Below are 19,646 nucleotides of genomic sequence, written 5' to 3'. Positions count from 1 at the left end.
TGCTATCAGTCAAAGAACGCCGTGCCGCGGGCGGAGAAGGTGTTGACCAGCACCGACCTGTCGAGATACCGATTACCGCGCTCACACGATGTCTCCGGGGCGAACTGGCAGGCATGGCAGCACGCGCCCTGAATGCCGCGGCCCAGAGTATCGGGACGATGCTCTGAGCACAGCGGGTCTGATGCGCACAGGCGCATGCTTTCAAGAGCTTGCTGCAGGTGACGGCCCAGCGTGAGGGGGTCCCCCAGTTCGACAAGGCCGCCAAGCGTCCCTTCACTGTCCGGCGCGGCTGTGTACAGCAAGATCCCGGCCATCGGCCCACCGTCTTCACCTGGCATCCGCGAGTACAAGCGTTCGCGCACGCTGGCCGACGTGTAGCCACAGTCGAGCACGATCTGGCGCATCAAGGCATGCGACAGCGAATGGAGCAGCACCAGACGGATGCCCGGAAAACCTTCGTCAAGCGGTTGAAGCTTTCTCAGCGCCCTCCATGCCTTGTGAGAGGCCAGGAACTCTTGCGTCAGTTGCTGCACAGCCGGTTTCGCCTCCCACGCCAACAGCGCATCTTCGCGCACGCGAATGAAGATCCCTTCCCCACGCACCTCTGAGGCGGGCAGCCACTTGGGGCTGGTACGACTCAGGTTGGTCAGCCGGCCATCCTTCAACACGGTCGCTTCAGCAAAGTCGGCGTTCGATTCGATCCGGGTAAAGCCCAGCAACGCACGGACTTCGCGCACACGCTCAACCAAGACGGTGTCTCCCAACAAGGCATCAAACCCCAGCGGCGGCGCCACCTGCCTCAGCTTAAAGTCTCGGTTCTCTGCAGCGCTGCCCGGCTGCGAAAACGCCAGCCACTCGGGTAACTTGAGGTCGTCTGCCGGCGCTTTATCCTTGAGCCCACCCGCAAGCTTGGTCTCGATGGCCTTCCAGATTTCCTCGTCCTTGAACTCCGTGAACAGCGGGATCAGAGACTGGAATTTCTGCAGCTTCTTACGCAGCAGCCGGACCTCGTCGATGTCCTCGGTGTCCTTCAGCTCGGCCCATTGTTCCTCGATCAGCTTGCTGAGCTTGTCGACCGCTCTGGGCACCGATAGGGCAGAAAGTGCTGTTGGGAACCAACTGTTTGATGACCCGAGCAGGATTGCCTTGGCTTTCTCCTGGCAGCCGGCCTCGAGCAGCCTCAGATGCGGGTGATGGCCCGAGCAAGCGACCGCCGCGTCGGGATCGAACGCATCGGCCATGCGTCGCTCTGCTCCACAGGAGTGGCACTTCACCGCGATGTCCGACGCGTCGCCAGAAGCACCGAACTCCCTCAGCGTCAGTGTCGCCGGCCGGCACGGTACATTGCCCTTGTGCACGAAGTCTAGCCAAGGGAAGTCGGTCAAGTGGCCCTCCCTGCATGCCAACAGAAAACGGACGGACCTCGCCGACGGCGCACGACTGCCCTGGCTCTTCAAACAACCTTGGTGAACGTACTCGGTCTTGTCAGGGCGGTACGGGTCCTGGACCAGCTTAAAGACACCCGACTCAACCGTAGCCAGCGTGTCACACAGTGAGCATCGAAGCCACCGCGGGAAGGGCACCACTGGCACCCCTACCGCGGGCGCCGTGGGATCGCGATCCATGCCGTCCGACTTGATGGGCGGCAAGTAGAGCCTGCTCATCTGTGCCCCCAGCCGCTTTTGTACCGCTGCGACGAGGCGCTCTTCCTCGATTTCCTTGCAATAGCGGGTATCCCAGTCGTCGAGGCCCATCACCAAGGCCGACATGTTGGGCAAATCGATCAGAGAGCCGATGCCAAAGGTAAAGATCAGCTGGCTGGGGCGCAGTTCGCCAAGTTCGTTCATTCTTGTTGTCCTCAGTCGGCTCGCAAGCCTGTAGCACGCTGGTCCAGCACCAAATCAACAGTGCCTTCAACATCCCTCAGCGAATTCAGGCAAGTGAACGGCTCCCAATCTGCGTCGCCAGCCTCCACCAACAGGCCCACTGTGGCACCGCCTTCGGATTTGTACGCCAGCTTGTGGTCCTTCTGGTTGTGCACTCGGCTCAGCCACTCGTCGCGGCGGCGATCCAGCATGTCCTTGATGCGCGCCGCCACGGCAGGGTCGTGGGTTGCATTGGCGGCGCGTTTGATCAGCACGTCGAACACCTTGGCCCACAACGGGTCGGTATCGGCCACCTCGCCAGCCTTCAGGTTGGCGTTCAGATGGTCATCGCAGAGCCGCATCAGCGCCACCATCACGCCCGACAGGCCGCGGTCCAATGCACGCGCCGAGAAGGGTGTGACCGACAAGGCCTCCACATGCTTGTAGAACGTCTCGTGGTAGTGCTCGAAGCGCTCGTAATGCGACAGGTCGCGCGGCCTGGCCCAGTTGAAGACGGTGCAGACCAAGCCCGGCCCGTCGTTCGATCGGCCCACGCGGCTGGTGGCCTGGATGTACTCCGAGGTGTTCTTCGGTTGTCCGGCCACCAGCATCAGACCCAACCGCTCGATGTCCACGCCGACAGAGATCATGTTGGTGGCCAGCACCACGTCATAGGGCACAGCCGATGTCATCGGCTGGTTGGCCTTCCTTTCAGCCGCCCGCTGTACCTCCAGCGCCTGAGAGAACGTCGCCTCCAGCCTCTCCAAGATCTTGGGAATATCGGTTCCTGACTTGCGCGATGTCATCTCCTCCAACGCACGCACCCTGCGCTTGGCCAGACCACGCTGATCGGCATCCCGCAATCGCGCACGGATGTCGTCCTCCACCAGGCGCCGGGTACCGGCCAGCTCGCGGATCGAGTTGAAGTAGCCCGCCAGCGTCATCCAAGGGTCGGCCAGGCTGTCGTACTTTTCATAGAGCGCCTGCGCCGCGCCCATGTGGGCCACGTAGCTGCGGATCATCGCCACGGGGTACCGGCGCCCGAAGGCACTCACCCCGAGGTAGCGACGCCCTGGGTACTCGGCGCCGGTCGGACGCTGAAGAGCAAAGAAGCTGTCGCGGATGCTGGTGCCCTGGGGCGGGAAGACCTCCAACCTACGAACGAAGAGTTTCTGCACTTGGTCGGGCGCGCGACGGATCGTCGCGGTGGAAGCGACCACCTTTGGCCGAACCTTCTTGCCGTCCACCTCCCAGGAGCAAAGCTCGTCCACCGCGGCCTCGTACAACCCCACCATGGACCCCAACGGGCCGCTGATAAGGTGCAGCTCGTCCTGGATGATCAAGTCGGGCGGACGCAAGGGACTGTGCGGCCGGTTCTTGACCGATGGCAGTCCGTTACGCGCGGGATGGAACGACCCATCGTCCACCTCAGGCGACAGAAAGCCGTGACGGTCGCAGACCTCGTTGACCTTGCCGAAGAGCATCTGCGTCTGCCCGTTCCATGGCATTTGCGCGAACTTGTCGACCGTGGCGATCAACAGCGACGGCGGGCGCCGGTAGATCTCCTCGTCCACCACCATCACCGGCAAGCCCTCCTTGGGAGAATTCCGCTCGGTGAACTCGCATCGGCCGAGACTGTCGCCGCAATAGGTGACACAGCGGCCGATGTCTGAGGGCGCTTCATACACGCGAAGGTGCTGCTCCCGGATCTCGCTCCCGCACCATGGACATGTTGTGATCTGCAGCGGTGTGCCAGTGCCAGACGGCTTGCCACCCATGCTTTTCTGCCGCAGTGCGTTGGCGGCACCGGCCAGCTTGTTGGGTGTTGTCTTGCCACCCACCCACAGGCCCAGCCGGAACGGCGTCTCGCCCCACTTGGCAGTGTCGGCTCGCCGGATGGTTTCGCAAGCGCAGATCAGGGCCGTTGCGCGCTGGAACTGCTGCAGAGTCAACAGACGCAGCGTGTAGCGCATCAGCACCGCAACGCCGTGGTCACCGCGGCGCCCCTCCACCACTCCTTGCAGGCGTCGAAGCGCCAGCGTGTAGGCCGTCAGACCCAAATACGCTTCGGTCTTACCGCCGCCGGTTGCGAACCACAGCAGGTCGGCCACCGCGTCCGTCTCATGACTGCGGTCCGGATGATGCAAGTCGGTCAGGCTGGGCAGGTTGATCAACACAAACGCCACCTGGAACAGACGCCAGCTGCGATTCCTGGCCGAGTCCTCTGTGTCTACGCCAGCCTCAATAGTCGTCGCCTTCTTGCGCACCTTGCGCGAGAAGGTCGAGTGGATCCGCTGCTTCCACATCGCCCTGTTGGCGAATCGAAACGCCTCTTCGGCCAGTGGATTAGTCTCGATCAGGCTGATGCCGGCCTTGATGCGCTCCAAGGCCCGTCTACAGTTCTTGATGGCGCGCCGGGCAGCATCCTCATGGCCGGCAAGCGCTTCCACCTGCATCGTCAGCTTGGCCTCTTCGGCCTTGATCCAAATACGGTAGGCCGTTTCTATGTGCCGAAGGCTAGCTATCAGGCCAGCGGTGGGCAATTCCGCCAGCGCCTTCATGTCCATCGTCAGGCCGGTTAGGTTCTCATCGTCGGCGGCCGATCGCGGCGTCTGCTGCGGCACATCGAACTTGGGAACCCATTCGGTTTCGACCATGGTGGCGCGTTCCGCCAGCGGTTCGGTCAGCGTAGAGTGGACCGAGATGCCATGTCCGACCGCGAACTCGCGCTGGTGGCGGTAGAGCATCTCGAGCGTCTCGGTCTCCTCGCGGGTCAAGGCGTCCATCTTGGACAGGTCCGATTTGGCGCTCTTGCGCTGAACGAAGACCGGCTGCCCTAGTTTGCTGGCATGAACGCGCAGCTTGGGCTGGAACACCCAGACCTCATCGCGCGGCTCGCCCCGCCCTTTGCGCTCTTCCTGCTGGTTGACCATGAACAGCGTCACCACCCAGCCGTCTGAGGTCGACCGGATGCGGCCCTGCAGCAGCACATCCGGGTGATCTGGATGCAACTGCACTGGTGCCATCGTGGTATCCGTCAGTGGCAATACCATGGCGGGCGCGACGATCGGCGATCGTTTCCAAACGTTCGCAGGGCTGCCATCCTTCTTGACCTGCCTGGCGCTCTTGACCCTGAGGTATTGGCCCCAGTCGGCCTCGACGACGATTTCATTTATCTCGGAGGCGACGACAAAACTCAGACCCATTGATGACGGGAAGTAGGTGCCGCCCGCTGGCACCCCCGACTCTGGCGCGCCTTCTTCACCCTCATCGCCATCGCCCGTTGCCAACTCGTCGAGTTCGCCTCCCGAGACCTCGCTACCCTTCGGGGCGAGCATGCCCACGAGGTACCGCTGGTAGGTATGGTCTTCGTGTTGGTCCAATTCCTCGTCTTGGCCGCCTGCAGGGCCGATGAGGTCGCGGACCACCATCTCTGTCAGCTCGTCTCGGATTGAAGAAGGAGTGTGTGGCGTCAATGTAGACAGAGCAATCGGCTTCGATACAGGTGGTGTCGGCACGGTCACGGATGATCTCCAATCACAAGTTCATCTCGATTTGGCCGCGGTTGTCATCCTGCTTGCGACCTCCCTTCGCAGATCTCGCGGCAGGTAGTACGGCATTCTTGGCTTCCTCTTCGGCGTGGCGCTGATGGTTTAGGGCCAACAGACGATCGAGAACTTCATGGTGCGCGGTCTCGGAAATTGTGAAACGGATACCCTGCTTGGATTTTTGGAAAGCGTGGCCGAGATCCAAGCCCACCCATCCGTATGCAGCGGAAATCGCTTGATCCATATCCGTGTGCAAGCGACGTAATTCTGCTATATCCGACGAGCGCTCGTCGGGATCATGAAATCGGTTATAAGTCTGCGTTAATCCCTCACCTCGATTAATCATTATTGATTGTCGAGCCTCACTATATTCATCACCTATTCTGTTCAATTGCTGACTCAACTCGGGAAATGGAAATGTTTCAAAACAATCAGTAGGTGTGTAGCTTAGTCGGGTTTCTAAAGTGGCACTATATTTTCTGGCCCAAACTTCATGCAACGTACTCTGCAACAATGCTAGATGCCCTCCAGAGTGCATCGCGAATACTGTTAGTCGATTAGAAAAAACTTGAGAAGGATCAACAAAGACCATGCAGCAGTGCTTCGCGACTTTACACATTGCTATTACGCGATGCAACCCCGATATTGACTGATACAAATCAACAGCCCTGCGTCCAAATTGCCACCATTTTTCGCGATACCCTTTATCCTTGAGAATATCGCGCTCGGGCTTAACATTGGCGACTACGATACTCATACATTCCGCGTATTTTGCTGCCTCGTCTAAAGACCTGTCGCCAAAGTTGATCACCCATCGACTGGCAGTTTGATCAAAGCGATCCAAAAGGTCTTCGCCGTTAATATATGGAAACAGAATATCCCTACTTCTGGGCGCGCGCTGAATGAGAAGTCTTCCTTCTTCGGGCTGCAACACAAACCCCAAGCCCAACACAATTGTCCCTTGAAAACCAAGCATCGAATTGGAAGACAGGACATAAGGCTTACCCCGAATTTTAGAAACTTCCATTAAGTCGCTACCGACTTCCGGAACAACAATTCCATCGAGATAAATGTCACCGCTCCACAAGCCTTTAAAAGCCCATACATAGGCGACTTCAAGATTTGCAGCTCCTGGCCAGGGGGTACTTGATACTGCCCTTATGATCGAACTGTCGACGACGAGTTGATCTAACGCTACCTCGCGCGTCTCCCCTTGGCCAATAGTATTTGTTGCTACTAGACCCAATAGACCTGATTTTTTGCAGAGGCTTGATGCGCGAAGAAAAAAGTAGGCACACAAATCTGCATTGCCTTTGACACCCTTAGCAAGATGAGTGACGCAGTAATTCCTATAATCGGTGCCGGTTGCGGCAGTAATCTTTTTTCCGCCCATAAAAGGTGGATTACCAACAAAAGCGTCGAATCCACCATTGCGTAAAACTTCTGGAAACTCTAATGCCCAATGAAAGACTTGATAATGGATCAGTTCCTTGGCAAAATCTTTCAGATCACTAACTCCCCTCACCCAACGAATCATCATATGATCGACTGACGCTTCACGCTCTGTGTCGTATGCTCGACCCTTCAGCTCCTTCATTTCGACCGCAATTAGCACATCTGCTACTGAATTGAGTTTAGCCACAGCTTCTCCAGCTTCGGCATACAACGATGCCTTCACCGAAATTTGTTCTGGGGTGTCAGATGGCATCGACTCCAGTTCCTCGCGCTTCTTTTGCGCCTCTTCAATATGTCGCTGCAAATTGAGCGTGCCAAACGCATGTTGCCTGCCACCCCCTGGTCGCATGCTGAAGTTCTCTAGTTGCTCCAACGAGGTAATGCCGAGTAACGAGTCGCCACACTTGAGCGCGTGGTCGAGGAACGTGAACGGTCGGTTGGAGTCCACCGTTATAAGCCACAGCGACAACTTCGCCATTTCTACCGCCATAGGGTTGATGTCAACCCCGTAAAGACAGCGGTCAGCCACCACGCGGCGCGCAATCGCGATGCGCTCATTACTGTCCGCGGGCACCAGGCGCTCACTCGGGTTTCCCGCGGAAAACACGCCATCGGGCGTGATCAGCACTTCACCTGGGTGGCGGCTTTCCTCGTTCTCCCAGGCTTCGGTCAAGCGTTCGGCCAAATATCGGCAGACTTGAACAAGGAAGGCGCCGGAGCCCATGGCCATGTCGCACACCTTGAGCGATAGGATTTCCTTCGGAGACTTAAGCTTCCATGCGTCCCGCGGAAGACCTTCAGCGGGGCCGAGGTAGACCAAGGGTTCCAGCGTGTGCTGCACGATGGGCTCGGTCAGCGACGGTGGCGTGTAGTGCGCGCCGGTGCTGCGCCGGGTGGAGCCGGCTGTGACGAATACGCTCCCGGTGAGCACGACCAGAGGCTGCTCGAACGAATCACTTCGGATCAGCCCCGCGAAGGGGCGAAGTCGGGTCTGCAGGCTTTCATCCTGGTTGCAGGCCAGGAGCAGCCGGTGCGCGTCCAGCATGCCACCTTCGTTCAGCGTTCGCCGGATGGCAGGAGCTGAACGACCGGTCTCTTCCTTGAGGAAGTCGATCAGCTTGTCCTGCCCCTGCGCCAACAACAACTCCAGCTTGGCCAGCGCAATCTCAGGCTCTTTTCTGCGCGTGCCCTTAAGGCCCAGTACGGGCTCGGTGGCGCGCACCGCGGTGTGGTCGAGCAGGCCCTCGTAGACATGGCCAATCTGCTCGACGCCGAGGGCGCGGAACGAGACACGCCGTGTTTCGGTAGTGCCGCCGGCCCCGCCCCTGATGCGCAGGCGCTGCAAGGAGTTGAGCAGGTGGAGCACTACCCGGTTGTTGACCGCCAGCGGATCGGCCGCCGTGTTGCGCCAATTGCTGCCCGCGGCGCGGCCTTCGAGGAAGGCATAGCGATCGGGGTCGAACAGTGAACCGCCGTAGGCTTGCATCAGCAAGTCCTGATGCCGGGTGCCGGCGTGCACGGCCCGAAAGCTGGCCAGCAGACGCGCCCAGGCGTCAGAACGGCGCTCCAGCACCTCTTCGCCATGTTGGTCGGCGACCTCCTGTAGCTGCTCCTGCAGAGTGGATACGGCATAGTTGTCGTCGTAGAGAGGCTTCCCCAAGTGCAGGAGGCCCCGCTCTTCTGCCGAAAACAGGAACACCAGCCGCATCATCACGGTGAGTGCGGCGTCGTACTGGGCCGCGGGGCTGACACCCTTCAACAGCGTGCGATTGCTTTCCTTGTCCAGCGCGTCGAAGGACTGCACTAACACTTCAACGGCTTCACGCACCTGGTAGCCGAGCTGGTCGGTGACCTCCTGCTGGTCGCTGGCGCTTTCCCTCAGCAATGCCTGCAGCGTTCCGTCTGCAGCAACGCCGAAAAAGCGGCGGACGCCCAACAACGAGTGGAAGGCGCGCAGCGTGATCGGCTCGTCCAGCCACAACGACGTATACCAGGACGCGTAGCCGGTGACTTCCCCGCGGGGAGCGTAGACCAGCATCCACTGTTCGCCATTGGTGACCAGGCCCAGCGACACGCCTGCGCCGTGCAGCAGCTCCATCATGCGGGTGCCGGGCGTGGCCTTCCAGTGCCGACCGGTGACGGGCTTGTCGAGCGCCTGTTCGGCTGGATATGTGGCGATCAAAAGCTGCGTCTGACCCGCGCTGTCGGTGCCGGCGGGGCCAACGAGTGCCAGGTCGGGCCGCAGGGTCTCGCCCATCTCGGGCATGCGCGCTTCCAGCCCTGCGGGCAGTGCCTGACCTTCGACGACCTGGTGGCTGGGGTAGCCCAACAGCGCAGCTAGGACGTGCAACAACCAAGCGCGCTGTTTACCAGCGGCTGCCGGGTTGTCCTGCCAGTCCTCGAAGGCTTCGCGCAACGCCTTGGCCTGAACCGGATCACGCGCGTCCAAGCCCTGCGGGAAGGCGCGCATCAACACGGGCAGCGAAACGAACGGGCCGGAAACCTCGACGAGCGAGAGCCAGTCGGCGTGCTGGCGGGAAACGCTGGGCGGGCTCATGCCTTGCCCCCGGTCACCGCATGCACGGCGCGCCGTGGGATCAGCCAGGTCACGGCCACCGGGAACAGGCGGGCGCTGGGGTTCGCAAAGCGGGATCGGATGTGCTCGGACTCACGCGCGATCTCGTCAGGGATCTCGTTGAAGCGCCGGCGCAGCGCATCCAGGTCGCGTTCGCGCTGGTGGCGGCCGGGTTCGTCACCACCCAGGTCGAGCAAGAGTTGGGGGTTGTCTTTGTCCGTCAGCTCAAGCTGGATGCTGCGTTTCAGTTCGGTCATGACGGCAGCAATCTTGTTCACTTCTTTCTCGGCCAGTTCGTCGAGGTTCTTTTCCAGGTTCTTAGTGCGCTCGACGCGACGCGCTTCCAGCGCACTCAACAATGCGTCACGCTGCTTGGGCCACAGGTCCTGGAACCTTGCCTCAATGCTGGCAGGAGCAGGTATGTCGGTAATGGCAGCCAATGCCGCCTTGGTTTCGCTGACATTCAGCCGGTTGAAGCGCCCTTCGACCAGGGCGCCGCCCGCGGTAATGACCTCTTCGTGAAGCCGGTGGTTGTCACCCCCCAACACCACGATGCGTCCATGCGCGATGACCACCGGGTGGCTGAGTGCCGAATCGTCCACCACGCAGGCCGACACGCGCGACAGGTGCTTGGACTGGCTGCCCAGCGACCAGATCTCTGCGCGCAAAAGCCGCAGGCACATCTGCACCAGACGGTGATTTAGGTGGGCGAGCACCACGCCATCACGACCCGTGGCTAGGGCGGCATCAAAGACGATGGGGCGCAGCATCTTACTGTGCGGGTGGGCCAGGCCATCCGCGCACTGCGCCCAGCTGTTGGTGAGCGCCGGTAGGCGGAACACCGGGCAGGTCTTGCGTATGCCGGCGGGGTCAGGCCAGATGCCATCCACTTCCACCGGAATCAACCCTGGCTGGCCTGCGAGATCCAGGCCGACGCGCACAACGTTCTCGATGTGTTCGGGCGTGAGGTTCAACTCGTGTTTGGTGTCATTCAGCTGGGAAGCGAGCCGTTCCAATTGTTCACGCAGCTTGCGATCGAACTTGAGCATGCGGCGCACCGGCTCGGCGTCTTGCTCGGCTCGGTTGGTGTCCAGGCGGCTGCGTTTGCCCAGCATGGCCTCTTCCACCTGCAGGGCAATGACGGGGCCGACCTTGCCTAGGTCTTCGCGGATGGTCTCGACCTTGAGTGCGGCGCGCATCAGGAACTCAAGGTCTCCTTCCAATTCGCCTACCTTGCCGGTGGTGCTGGCCCTGTCAAACCCGCGTCCCACGAAGTGGTGGATGTGCACCTCGTTGGCCTTCTGGCCGTGGCGGTCGACGCGGCCGTTTCGCTGCTCCATGCGGTTGGGGTTCCAGGGGATCTCGAAGTGGATCAGCTTGGAGCAGTAGTTCTGCAGGTTGACACCTTCGGAGGCAGCGTCGGTGGCGAGCAGAATGCGCACCGCCGAGTCCTTCGGATGGGTCTGGAATGCCGCCTTGATCGGCTCACGATGCTCATTCGGCATACCGCCGTAGATCATCTCTAGGCGGCCGTCCTGGGCAAATTCTTCGCGAGCGAGCAGGTCGAACAGCCATTTCTGGGTGGCGCGGTACTCGGTGAAGATGATGACGCGCTCGTCGTTCCATTTGCCGCCCGGCCGCAAGGTGGCCTTAAGCCAGTCGATCAAGGCCTGCGCCTTGCAATCGGGGCGCTGGCTAGCTTTGGCGGCAAACTCGCTGAGACGACGCAGCAAGGCTTTCTCTGCAGCTGAGGTCGGCGAAAGCCCCTGGCTGACCGCGCTGACCAGTTCGCTGGTCTCGGCCTCATACGCTTCGTCATCAGCGAAATCATCGGAGTAGTCCTCGATGTCGCGAGTGGTCGCCTTGGAGGCTTTGCTCCTGCCGACCGTGCCGATGTGTTTTTCGAGGGTGAGACCGAAGGCTGCCGGCGACGAGAACAGGCGCTTCTTCAGCAGCTTTAGCACGAACTCGGCAGCCATGCGCTCGCCGTCAGAGGTCGCTTGCTTAAGGCGAAGCTCGGAATATTCACGCAGGGCGCGGTGGGCCTCGCGTTCCTCGTCTGTGTAGGGCACCTCCAGGTGCTTAACCATGCGCTCGGCAAAGCGCCGGCTGCCGTCCCAGCGCAGCTTGAGCTCGGACTTCATGCGTCGCACCATGACGGCGTCCAGCTGCGCGCGGTTGGGCGTGACGGCGCGAGCGAAGCGTTGGTTGTCCAGCAACTCCAGCAGCGCGGCGAAGCTTTCCCGGTAACCGTTGTGCGGTGTGGCGGATAGAAACAGCTTGTGCTCGAAGTGCGGCACCAAAGATCGGATGGCTAGGGTGCGCATCGAGTCTGTCGCGTACTTGCCGCGGCCCGAAGGCGCCACGTTGTGAGCCTCGTCGACGATCATCAGGTCATAGGCCCGCGGGAATGTAGGCTGATCACCCGAGGGCAGCGTTTCCCGGAAGCTGCGCAACTGCCGCTCACGCTTGAGGTAATCGACCGAGGTGATCAAGCGGGGGAAGTGGTTCCACGGGTTGACGTGGATGCCTCGCTTGCGGCGCAACTGGCTGACCGACTCGCTGTCGACGATGCGGAACTCCAAGCCGAACTTGTCGCGCATCTCCTCCTTCCATTGCATCTGAAGCGACGATGGACAGGCGATCAGCACCGAGCGAACCCGGTGCCGAAGAATCATTTCCTGGATGACCAGACCGGCTTCAACGGTCTTACCAAGTCCCACGTCATCAGCGATGAGCAAATTGACCCGCGGCATGGACAGCGCCCGCACCACCGGATCAAGCTGGTACTCATCAATCTCGATGCCGCTGCGGAAAGGCGACTGGAGAGCCTTGTCGTCGGCCTGGGAGACGGCCCCCCAACGGACGGCGTCGAGAAATGCTTGCAAGCGTTTGGGGTGGTCGAACGAGTCCGGATCGGGCAGATTGGATTTTTCGTACACCGAGGTGCCCGGCTCCAGTTCCCAGATGATCTGAAGCTCCTCGCCGAGGCCATCATCTTCGACAGAGGAGAGTTTGATTAGATGGTTGGGCTCAGAACCGATGCTGCCCAGGCCCGGCGCCGACGGAACAATCTCAGTTACGACAAATGGACGCTTGCGCACCACTGCAAGCTGTCCGACCTCTGGCAGTCGGTGCATCTTATCCCGTCCCACTTTTTGTTTATTCAAGCAGGCCAAACGCACGGGAGCTTCCTTGCTAACCTGACCCTACCCCCCTAGCCTATGCGCGGCCGATCTCAGCATAACTGAACTGGACTGAGTTTCCATTTGGTCGACCTTCACGAGTGGACGGAGATCGCCCACCTAAGGTCAAGGAGTCAGGCGATAGCCTTCTCCGGTTTGATGCTGGGGGCGAATTCAGGAGAGTGCGTCGCTCACGTCCTCGCGGTTCGGTGAAATGCCAACCACGTTCCCATTGAGGCTCTCAATGATGTCCGCCATCAGGCTACGGCTGCCACGCTTCGATGGCAAACAGGTCGCTCGTTCCACCCCAGCCCAGAACTCATTGGGAACGTACACCAAGCCATGCTCTGCTTCGTAGCGCTCATGGTGTTGGTCGCTGATGACAATGACCTTGCGGTAGTTCTCTTGAGCACTCGCCAACTCCCGCTTGTGGCTTTCCCAGTCGGCCACCGGCGCACCTGCGACTGGCGCCGTCGCCCTGGTCTTTGGCGTGCTGCGCCAACGTGGCGTGCCTCCCAGATTGCAGCAGAGGCCTTGCTCTCGGCGGCCGTCATTCCTTATGAGTTCCAGTCGCGCATGGCGTACTGAGTACGGGCAATCTGAACTTTATACAGATCCAGCCAAGTACTAGGTCCTGAGAAGAGCCTTGCATACGTTTGTGCGGGTTTCATTTCGGTCGCCCCTGGCTGATCTTTAAGTACACGTCGAATTGCTGCGGCTGCATGACCAGGAAGAATGTCGTTCCGAAAGATCAAGAGAAAGAAGAAGAGCGGACCGAAGCCTACGATTCGCATCGTGTAGTAGTCGTTGTGAAGACCGTAGCTGATGCGCACAATGAAAGGGTTACTCACATCCATCGCCTCGTCGCTCGTCTTTAGCTTCTCTGGCGCAGCCAGATAGCTCAACATCGCCAGCTTTGATCGACTTGGCGTCGAGGCGCGTCCGAGCATGTAGGGGATGTACTCTTCAAAAATGGGCGAATGCACACCATCTGTGCGGGCAGAGTTGAACGATATTTTCAAAAGCCATCGTGCGAGCTGATCGTAGTTATATCTGAGCGTAAGGCTGCGGTGCGGGAAGTCCAGCACTAGGACTCCTGCAGATTGGAGGAGTTCTTTGCCGTACCGATCAAGCAGACTAAGGACTCCGCTATTGCAAGCTTCGCAAACGTCCTTCACTTTCATTTCACCGCCAACCATTTTGTTGGCGGGCTCACTCCACCCCAGAGGCTTTTCAGAGGCCGTTCGTTGAAGGGAGTATGCGAATGACGGGATCACATGCTCTCGAGTCATGGTTCCCTCTCGCAAGCAGTAGGCACAAAGAGGCATAAAGTTGTTCCAAAGCGAGTGACCCTCAATGTACCTGCGGCTGACACCGCTTCATCGGGTTTGTCGGTGCACCAGGTGCCGTGTCCTGGGCGTGTCTGCCAGTGGCTTCTATGCCTGGCGGTAGCCGGCGCCCTCCCAGCGCAGCATTACCAACGCGGCAATGACCGAGAGGACAAAGCGAGGTGCGCTGATTCAACAAAACCTATGCGGTTTCGACCGCGAGTGCATCGCTTGCATCGTGACTGGGGGCCAGCCTCACAGACCAGTGCCCACCATGCTCTTGGTGAAGTGTCAAAAGATCGTACGTGCGCAGCATGTCCAACAGGCCTGAGTGGCCATAGGTTTGCGGCGAAAAGGCAGGATCGGTGCGCTTCAGGTACTGCCCCAAAGGCCCCAGGTTCACTTTGCCTTCAGGGGTGTCGCTGGCCAGCAGCTTCACGGCTTCAACAACGAACAGTGGGCGGCGCTTGATCACCGTCTTGGGAGCCTCTGACTTGGGAGCCTCCGCCCTCCCCTCACCTGGCTTCAATGCAGCGGCAGGAGCGCCAGAGGAGACCTCGACTGGAGCTGGCTTCACCCACTCGAAGAACTGGTCACTGGCATTGCGAAGCGCATCAGGCGTCTTGGCCTCGCCGACGATGTGAACGGTGGCACCGCGCTCGCGAAGTTTTCGGCAGAGGTAGGCGAAGTCGGAGTCACTCGTGACCAGGCAGAACGTATCAGCGCGATCATCAAACAGCGCCTCCACCGCATCCAACGCCAGGGCGATGTCCGAGGTGTTCTTGCCTGAAGCGTATTGGTATTGCAAACAGGGTGTAAAAGCCAACCGGACGAGTGCTTCTTGCCACTTGTTGGCCAGCGTCGCGTGGTTGCCATAACCGCGGCGAAGCACCACTCGACCAAACTGTGCAACGACGCGCAGGGCGTACTCAAGGACTTCTGGACTCGTGTTGTCGCAGTCCACGAGCACTGCGACTCTCGCCTCGACCTGAGCTGATGCTCGATTTGACATATCTCCCCCCTTAGATGCGCAATGGTAGTGCCGAGAAGGGAACTTCCTTGCAAAAGTTCTTCTCCCGATTCTTGAAAACTTTCTGAAGGATCCCAGACAGTGCAGCGTGAGCTCTCTGCAGATGCAACTGCGAGAAGCGACCCGCTCCAATATTGTCCGAAGTCTGTACGCAATGTGTCCGGTTCTTGTCCGCATGACATGCGGACAAGAACCGGACAAGCTGGCCGGTGCAGGGCCCGAGTTCGTCATCAATCTGCGGATCTATTTCGTGCAGTAGCTTGGCGTGGGGGAGACGTCAGAGTGCACTCGCCGTTTGACACATTGGTTGCGTATGTGGCAATCTAAAAAGCATCACTTGGGCCTCACAGCCCGTCGCCGGATTTGATCGACATCTTGCCGGGGCGACTCACAAATGCTGGCTAAAGCGGCGGCTCTGCGGTCTACCTGCGAGCCATTTCAGTCAACCGTCTGACTCACTGAAACGTCTCGAGGACACGACCATGCAGCACCACCCCTGGCTCTACGCCACCCAGCGCCCGCGGCGCTGATCCCCCCCCTCATCTCCTCACCACGACCTCGTTCGCGCGGCTTTGTCTCAGCGCGTCCTCTCGCTGCACCGTCCATGCACTTTGCAGCTTGTATGTGCCTCGAACCCCAGGAGTTTTGTATGACCCCCATCGGCGATTTCCGCACGCGACTCACAAGCTCCACTGCCCTCTTCCCCCTCACGGAGTGGAGAAACTATGGCGTCAACCCTGCCCCACTGGTCGGCCCCGGTTACCCGCTGGATTGGCTTGGCCAAATACCTCATCCCCTATGCCGTGTGCACCACCCCGGCCTGCTGCAGCGGATGGCGCTGCGCATGATCGCCTCGACTTTGGACCCCGTCCAGATCGAATGCGAATTCGGCTATCGCCGGGTGCAGCTCCTGCAGACCACGGTAGTGGAGTTCGGGTCTGAAGGACATCTGCGTACTTACGCCTGGGGGCGCACCAAGCAACGGCCCTGTCTTACTCCACTACCCACATCCTTCGTCTCTGCCGTTGGTTTGGGACATGAAGGGCGCTGGCACAGCGGCTTCGCCCTGGGCCTGCTGGCGGCCATGCGGCGTCTCCATCACTGGCATTCAGCGGAATGGTCCCTCGTTCCGCCGTATGTGGTGTGGGTGATGGATCGGCTGCGTTCGTACCTTCGGGACACCGTCGACATGGCACCGGTGCATGAGGCCATCCGGCAGGCGCTGCTGAGTGATCCCAAGGCTGAAGGACGTTCAACCGTCCGATTGGGCCTGGATCCCCAAGTGCTGGATCAAGCCAAGACCCTGGCCCTTTATTCGGCCGACGTCACATGCCCGTACCCGACGCTCAGCGACTACCAGGAGTGCATTCCATGTCTGCAGAACAGAGACTGATAAAGGAGACACCGCAGCTGTTCGCCCTCTACGGGCTACTGAAGGATGCGCTGCCACATGAGGGCGAGCGTGCAGAGGTCATGCGCCACCACCTGATGCGCAAAGGTGTGCGCCCCTCAATGTGGCGGCTTCTGCACAGGGACGGCAGCGAGTGGATGACTTCCATGCTGTCGTTCTACAGGCGAAAGGCTCTTTGGAAAGCGGACGCGGCGCTGGACCTTTTGCTGCTGGCGCAGTCCTTTGGCACCCAGTCACTTGTTCCGGGTTGGCTGCTTCAGGTACTGATGTCGCAATGTGCCAATCCGAATCGTCCGTCCAGCGGTTACCACACCAAGCTGAACGACCTCGACCAACTGAACGCGCGGCTGGGTCGATGGGTTCAATACGAACAGCTGGAACCGGTTCTGCGAGCAAACGCTCAGCTCGTCTTCCAATGGGCGAACACCCAGTGGAGGAGAGGTTCAGGGCATGGCCTAAAGCGGTTGACGCTGCAAAGCCTGCTGCGCGTAGTAGCCGAGTATGAAGCGCGAGAACGAGCCCGAGCGATGATCTCCGAGCCTTGGCGTATTTCCGTCGACTTGATGCTCAATTGCCGATTGGAAGGGTATGAGGCGGTGGTGATTCGCAATGCTTTGGAGCTCTGGGAGGAAGGCTATGCGATGCGGCACTGTGCGTACGAGCACTTTTCAAGCTGCGCATCTGGCAGCTACCTCGTGGTCTCGCTGCGACCCGTGTCTGGTGGCCGTCCACTGGCGACGGTGGGCATACGGCGAATGAGTGATCTCGCGATGTTCCACCAGGTCACCGGATTCGCCAACCAGGCGGTGCGCCGAGATGTCTACGTTGAGGCTCGACGGCTGGCGGGAGAGCTCAACCGACAGTTGAAAGACCGGCCGACACACCTCAAAGATCCATCACTGATCCAGGTAGGGTCAGCGAAAGAGGCCCCGCTGCTGCTCCAGGAGCACCGTGAGGTCTCGGCCAAAACGGCGCAACGCAATGCGAACACCACCGCGCTCAGCGTTGCGTGAGGACACCTGCCTACCCGCGACGCTTCGGGGTCCGGTGGACAGCTCCCATGGCCGGGTCTGGTGAATTCGCTCGGCCTGCTGTCTTCGCTGCTCGGGTGTCCAGTGTCGGGTAGCCATGCATGTCCTCCTCGTGAGCTTTCAGTTCGATTGGCGCGGCGCGCTGCTTCTCCACGCGTGAAGGTGGCTTGTCTCCGTTGTTGACCTGCTGGTTGTGCGCCACGTTGGTCTGGCGTACGAACACTGGCCTGGGATTCTTCAGCTCGGCCAAGGTCTGCAGTGTTGCCCTCGAGCCCGACTGTGCCTTGAGCGCCAGCTGTGTAAGTGTCTGCATGCCAGGGAGGCTGGTTTCCCCCTTGGCTCGAACGGCGAGATCCATGAACATCGACTGCAGCGCGATCGCCTGGTGCAACAGCATCTGCTCCACCAGGTCCAAGTCTTCGGCTTGAATGCTCGCAGACTTCGCCTTCAGCTCCTCCATGATCGCGAGGGGCTCAGCCAGACTGCCAGAGTAGCCGGCCACCACGAGTGCTGCGGGCATGGCGCTGCCGGTGATATGTTGCGCGTTTTTTTTGTGGATTGACGAGTTCACGCTTGCTCGGCTGTCATGTGGATCGTTCATTTTCCGTCTTCAGTTCTTGGCTTTCTGGTCGTTTGCTCGCTTAGCGTGCGTTGAGGCAGGCCTTCGAGAGCGTGCTGGTTGATCGAACCCTACAGAGCATTGGGTTCGAGATGGAGATCAACACGAACCCAGACCCAGAAACCTTCCCACATCACTGTGAAAGGGAGGGGTTTGAAGCTGGTTGAGACGCTGCTCTCAGCTTCAACGCCACCTCACGGTCGCTCAGTTCCAGGGTTTGCAAGAAAGGCAGAGGATTGGTTTTGATAGCCCTTTGTGTGATGGGCCAGAGAACGGAGAAAACCGAGGGATCCTCCATGCGCTGGAGATACTCTGTAACCAGTGCCACGGCGGCAGTTTTTACAGCACCGTACAACTTTGCCGCTGGGCGCTTGAATCCTGCAGGTGCGGCAACTTTCTCCCAGAAGCTTTCGCGCAGTTCTCTAAAGGCGGTACTGTTGACGAGCTTCGATCCTTCAAACTTCCCCCTCAGCACGGGCGAGACCAAGCAGTGCATGTGTTCGTTGTCCTCGTCGCGATGGATGTCTGCTGTCAGTACCTGCATGCCACGCTCTGCAACAAGCCAGTTCAGGCAGCACTTCCAGTAATCGTCTCGATCGAAGACAGTGCAGTCGTCTCCAAGGCTGAAGACGAACTCCACTGCCTGTACCCTGTCGTAGCGAATCTTTCTTTGACCGACCTCCACAGAGGCAAGGAGTTCGTTTGCCGCATGAAGCACCCCTTCGGTCGTCGGTGCCCCGAACAAAATCACATTTCTGGAGCTCCTGGTGGGATTGATTCGCCCGATCGCACCCAGCTCTGCTTGAATTTCTCTGCGGTTGTGGCGAACAGCATCGCGGAGGCTGCACGGCTTGCGCCCGCCAAGCCTCGAGAGACCGATGGTCTTGACGGCCATGACGTAGTCATTGGCCATTGAAGTGCTCCGTGCTTTTCAAGCCCACGCCGCAGAGTGAACGGATTGCGCACACTGGCCATGCCAAGCGTCCATTGATATTCAGTGCGCGGAGAGGGCCGTTTTGTTTGGAGGCCCACGCTCGCAGGGTCTGCGGCTGGCGATTCAAGTAATAGGCGGCGGCCGCAGTGTCAACAGAGGGCTTGGTGACGTTCTCCAGCGGGGGATGGTTGTTTTCAACCTTAGAGGGCATTGCGTTCTTCCAAAAAAGAAGCCCGCTTGACTTACGCCAGAGCGGGCTAAAAAGGTCCGTTTTGTGACGGGCCTTGAAGGGTGTGTGGGGGTGAGCGCGTTCGGCTACATGAGGTGGCTCCAATGCAGAAACGAAAAAGCCCGCCGGGAAGAATCCGGGCGGGCTTGTTGGGAAATTTGGACGCAGGTCGGCCCAAAAATGGGCCGCTATTTTTTATGTGGGGGCTGTCTGTCCCACTTTATCGCTGATGCCACTATACCGATGTCAACAGCCCTCTACAACTGGACATTTGTTCATTTAATACCGCCATCTGCGTTGCCTTGCACAGGGTCGCGCGGTGAATCCGTTAGCCAACCAAGCCTCGCCCGAGGAAGCATTGCGCTGCTCGAGAGCTTCCTGGCGGTTGAGTTGACCGCAGGTGTCTCGCGTCACGGCGTTTTGGTTTTGTCCCCAG

11 protein-coding genes are annotated in these 19,646 nt (G+C 59.7%); 2 read left to right on the top strand and 9 right to left on the bottom strand.

Annotation, left to right across the window (positions count from 1 at the left end):
- Positions 1-5: 5 nt before the first annotated feature.
- From drmB to F9Z44_RS08650, 7 genes are all read right to left on the bottom strand, one after another.
- Positions 6-1,847, bottom strand: coding sequence for a DUF1998 domain-containing protein (gene drmB / locus F9Z44_RS08680; protein WP_159605283.1), 1,842 nt, complete (start codon positions 1,845-1,847; stop codon positions 6-8).
- 11 nt (positions 1,848-1,858) lie between these two features.
- A complete protein-coding gene (drmA, locus tag F9Z44_RS08675) occupies positions 1,859-5,296 on the bottom strand; it encodes a DISARM system helicase DrmA (protein WP_159605282.1) in 3,438 nt (1,145 codons plus the stop codon).
- Between the two features lie 106 nt (positions 5,297-5,402).
- Positions 5,403-9,425 carry an Eco57I restriction-modification methylase domain-containing protein gene (locus tag F9Z44_RS08670; RefSeq protein WP_159605281.1) on the bottom strand — a complete coding sequence of 1,341 codons (4,023 nt, stop codon included), beginning with the start codon at positions 9,423-9,425 and terminating at the stop codon, positions 5,403-5,405.
- Positions 9,422-12,583: a DISARM system SNF2-like helicase DrmD gene (gene drmD / locus F9Z44_RS08665; RefSeq protein ID WP_159605280.1), complete on the bottom strand. Its 3,162-nt coding sequence runs from the start codon at positions 12,581-12,583 to the stop codon at positions 9,422-9,424. The genes F9Z44_RS08670 and drmD overlap by 4 nt, the downstream gene beginning before the upstream one ends.
- A 219-nt stretch (positions 12,584-12,802) precedes the next feature.
- Positions 12,803-13,078, bottom strand: coding sequence for a hypothetical protein (locus tag F9Z44_RS08660; RefSeq protein ID WP_159605279.1), 276 nt, complete (start codon positions 13,076-13,078; stop codon positions 12,803-12,805).
- Between the two features lie 107 nt (positions 13,079-13,185).
- Positions 13,186-13,716, bottom strand: a complete 531-nt coding sequence (locus F9Z44_RS08655; RefSeq protein ID WP_162147752.1) for a hypothetical protein — start codon at positions 13,714-13,716, stop codon at positions 13,186-13,188.
- A gap of 442 nt (positions 13,717-14,158) precedes the next feature.
- Positions 14,159-14,968: an NYN domain-containing protein gene (locus F9Z44_RS08650; protein ID WP_159605277.1), complete on the bottom strand. Its 810-nt coding sequence runs from the start codon at positions 14,966-14,968 to the stop codon at positions 14,159-14,161.
- Positions 14,969-15,635: 667 nt separating this feature from the next.
- On the opposite strand from F9Z44_RS08650, the gene F9Z44_RS08645 reads away from it, so the two are divergent.
- Complete coding sequence (locus F9Z44_RS08645) at positions 15,636-16,379, top strand: hypothetical protein (protein ID WP_159605276.1); 744 nt, start codon at positions 15,636-15,638, stop codon at positions 16,377-16,379.
- A complete protein-coding gene (locus tag F9Z44_RS08640) occupies positions 16,358-17,410 on the top strand; it encodes a PcfJ domain-containing protein (RefSeq protein ID WP_159605274.1) in 1,053 nt (350 codons plus the stop codon). Before F9Z44_RS08645 ends, F9Z44_RS08640 begins: the two co-directional genes overlap by 22 nt.
- Before the next feature lie 10 nt (positions 17,411-17,420).
- Here the strand turns inward: F9Z44_RS08640 and F9Z44_RS08635 are convergent, their stop codons facing one another.
- Complete coding sequence (locus tag F9Z44_RS08635; protein WP_159605272.1) at positions 17,421-18,029, bottom strand: hypothetical protein; 609 nt, start codon at positions 18,027-18,029, stop codon at positions 17,421-17,423.
- A 151-nt stretch (positions 18,030-18,180) separates the two neighbouring features.
- Complete coding sequence (locus F9Z44_RS08630; RefSeq protein WP_159605270.1) at positions 18,181-18,960, bottom strand: plasmid recombination protein; 780 nt, start codon at positions 18,958-18,960, stop codon at positions 18,181-18,183.
- Positions 18,961-19,646 lie beyond the last annotated feature (686 nt).

The organism is Hydrogenophaga sp. PBL-H3, from assembly GCF_010104355.1.
Lineage (GTDB): Bacteria > Pseudomonadota > Gammaproteobacteria > Burkholderiales > Burkholderiaceae_C > Hydrogenophaga.
The sequence above is the reverse complement of the archived record's forward strand: the minus strand, read 5'-3'. Positions and strand labels throughout refer to the sequence as shown.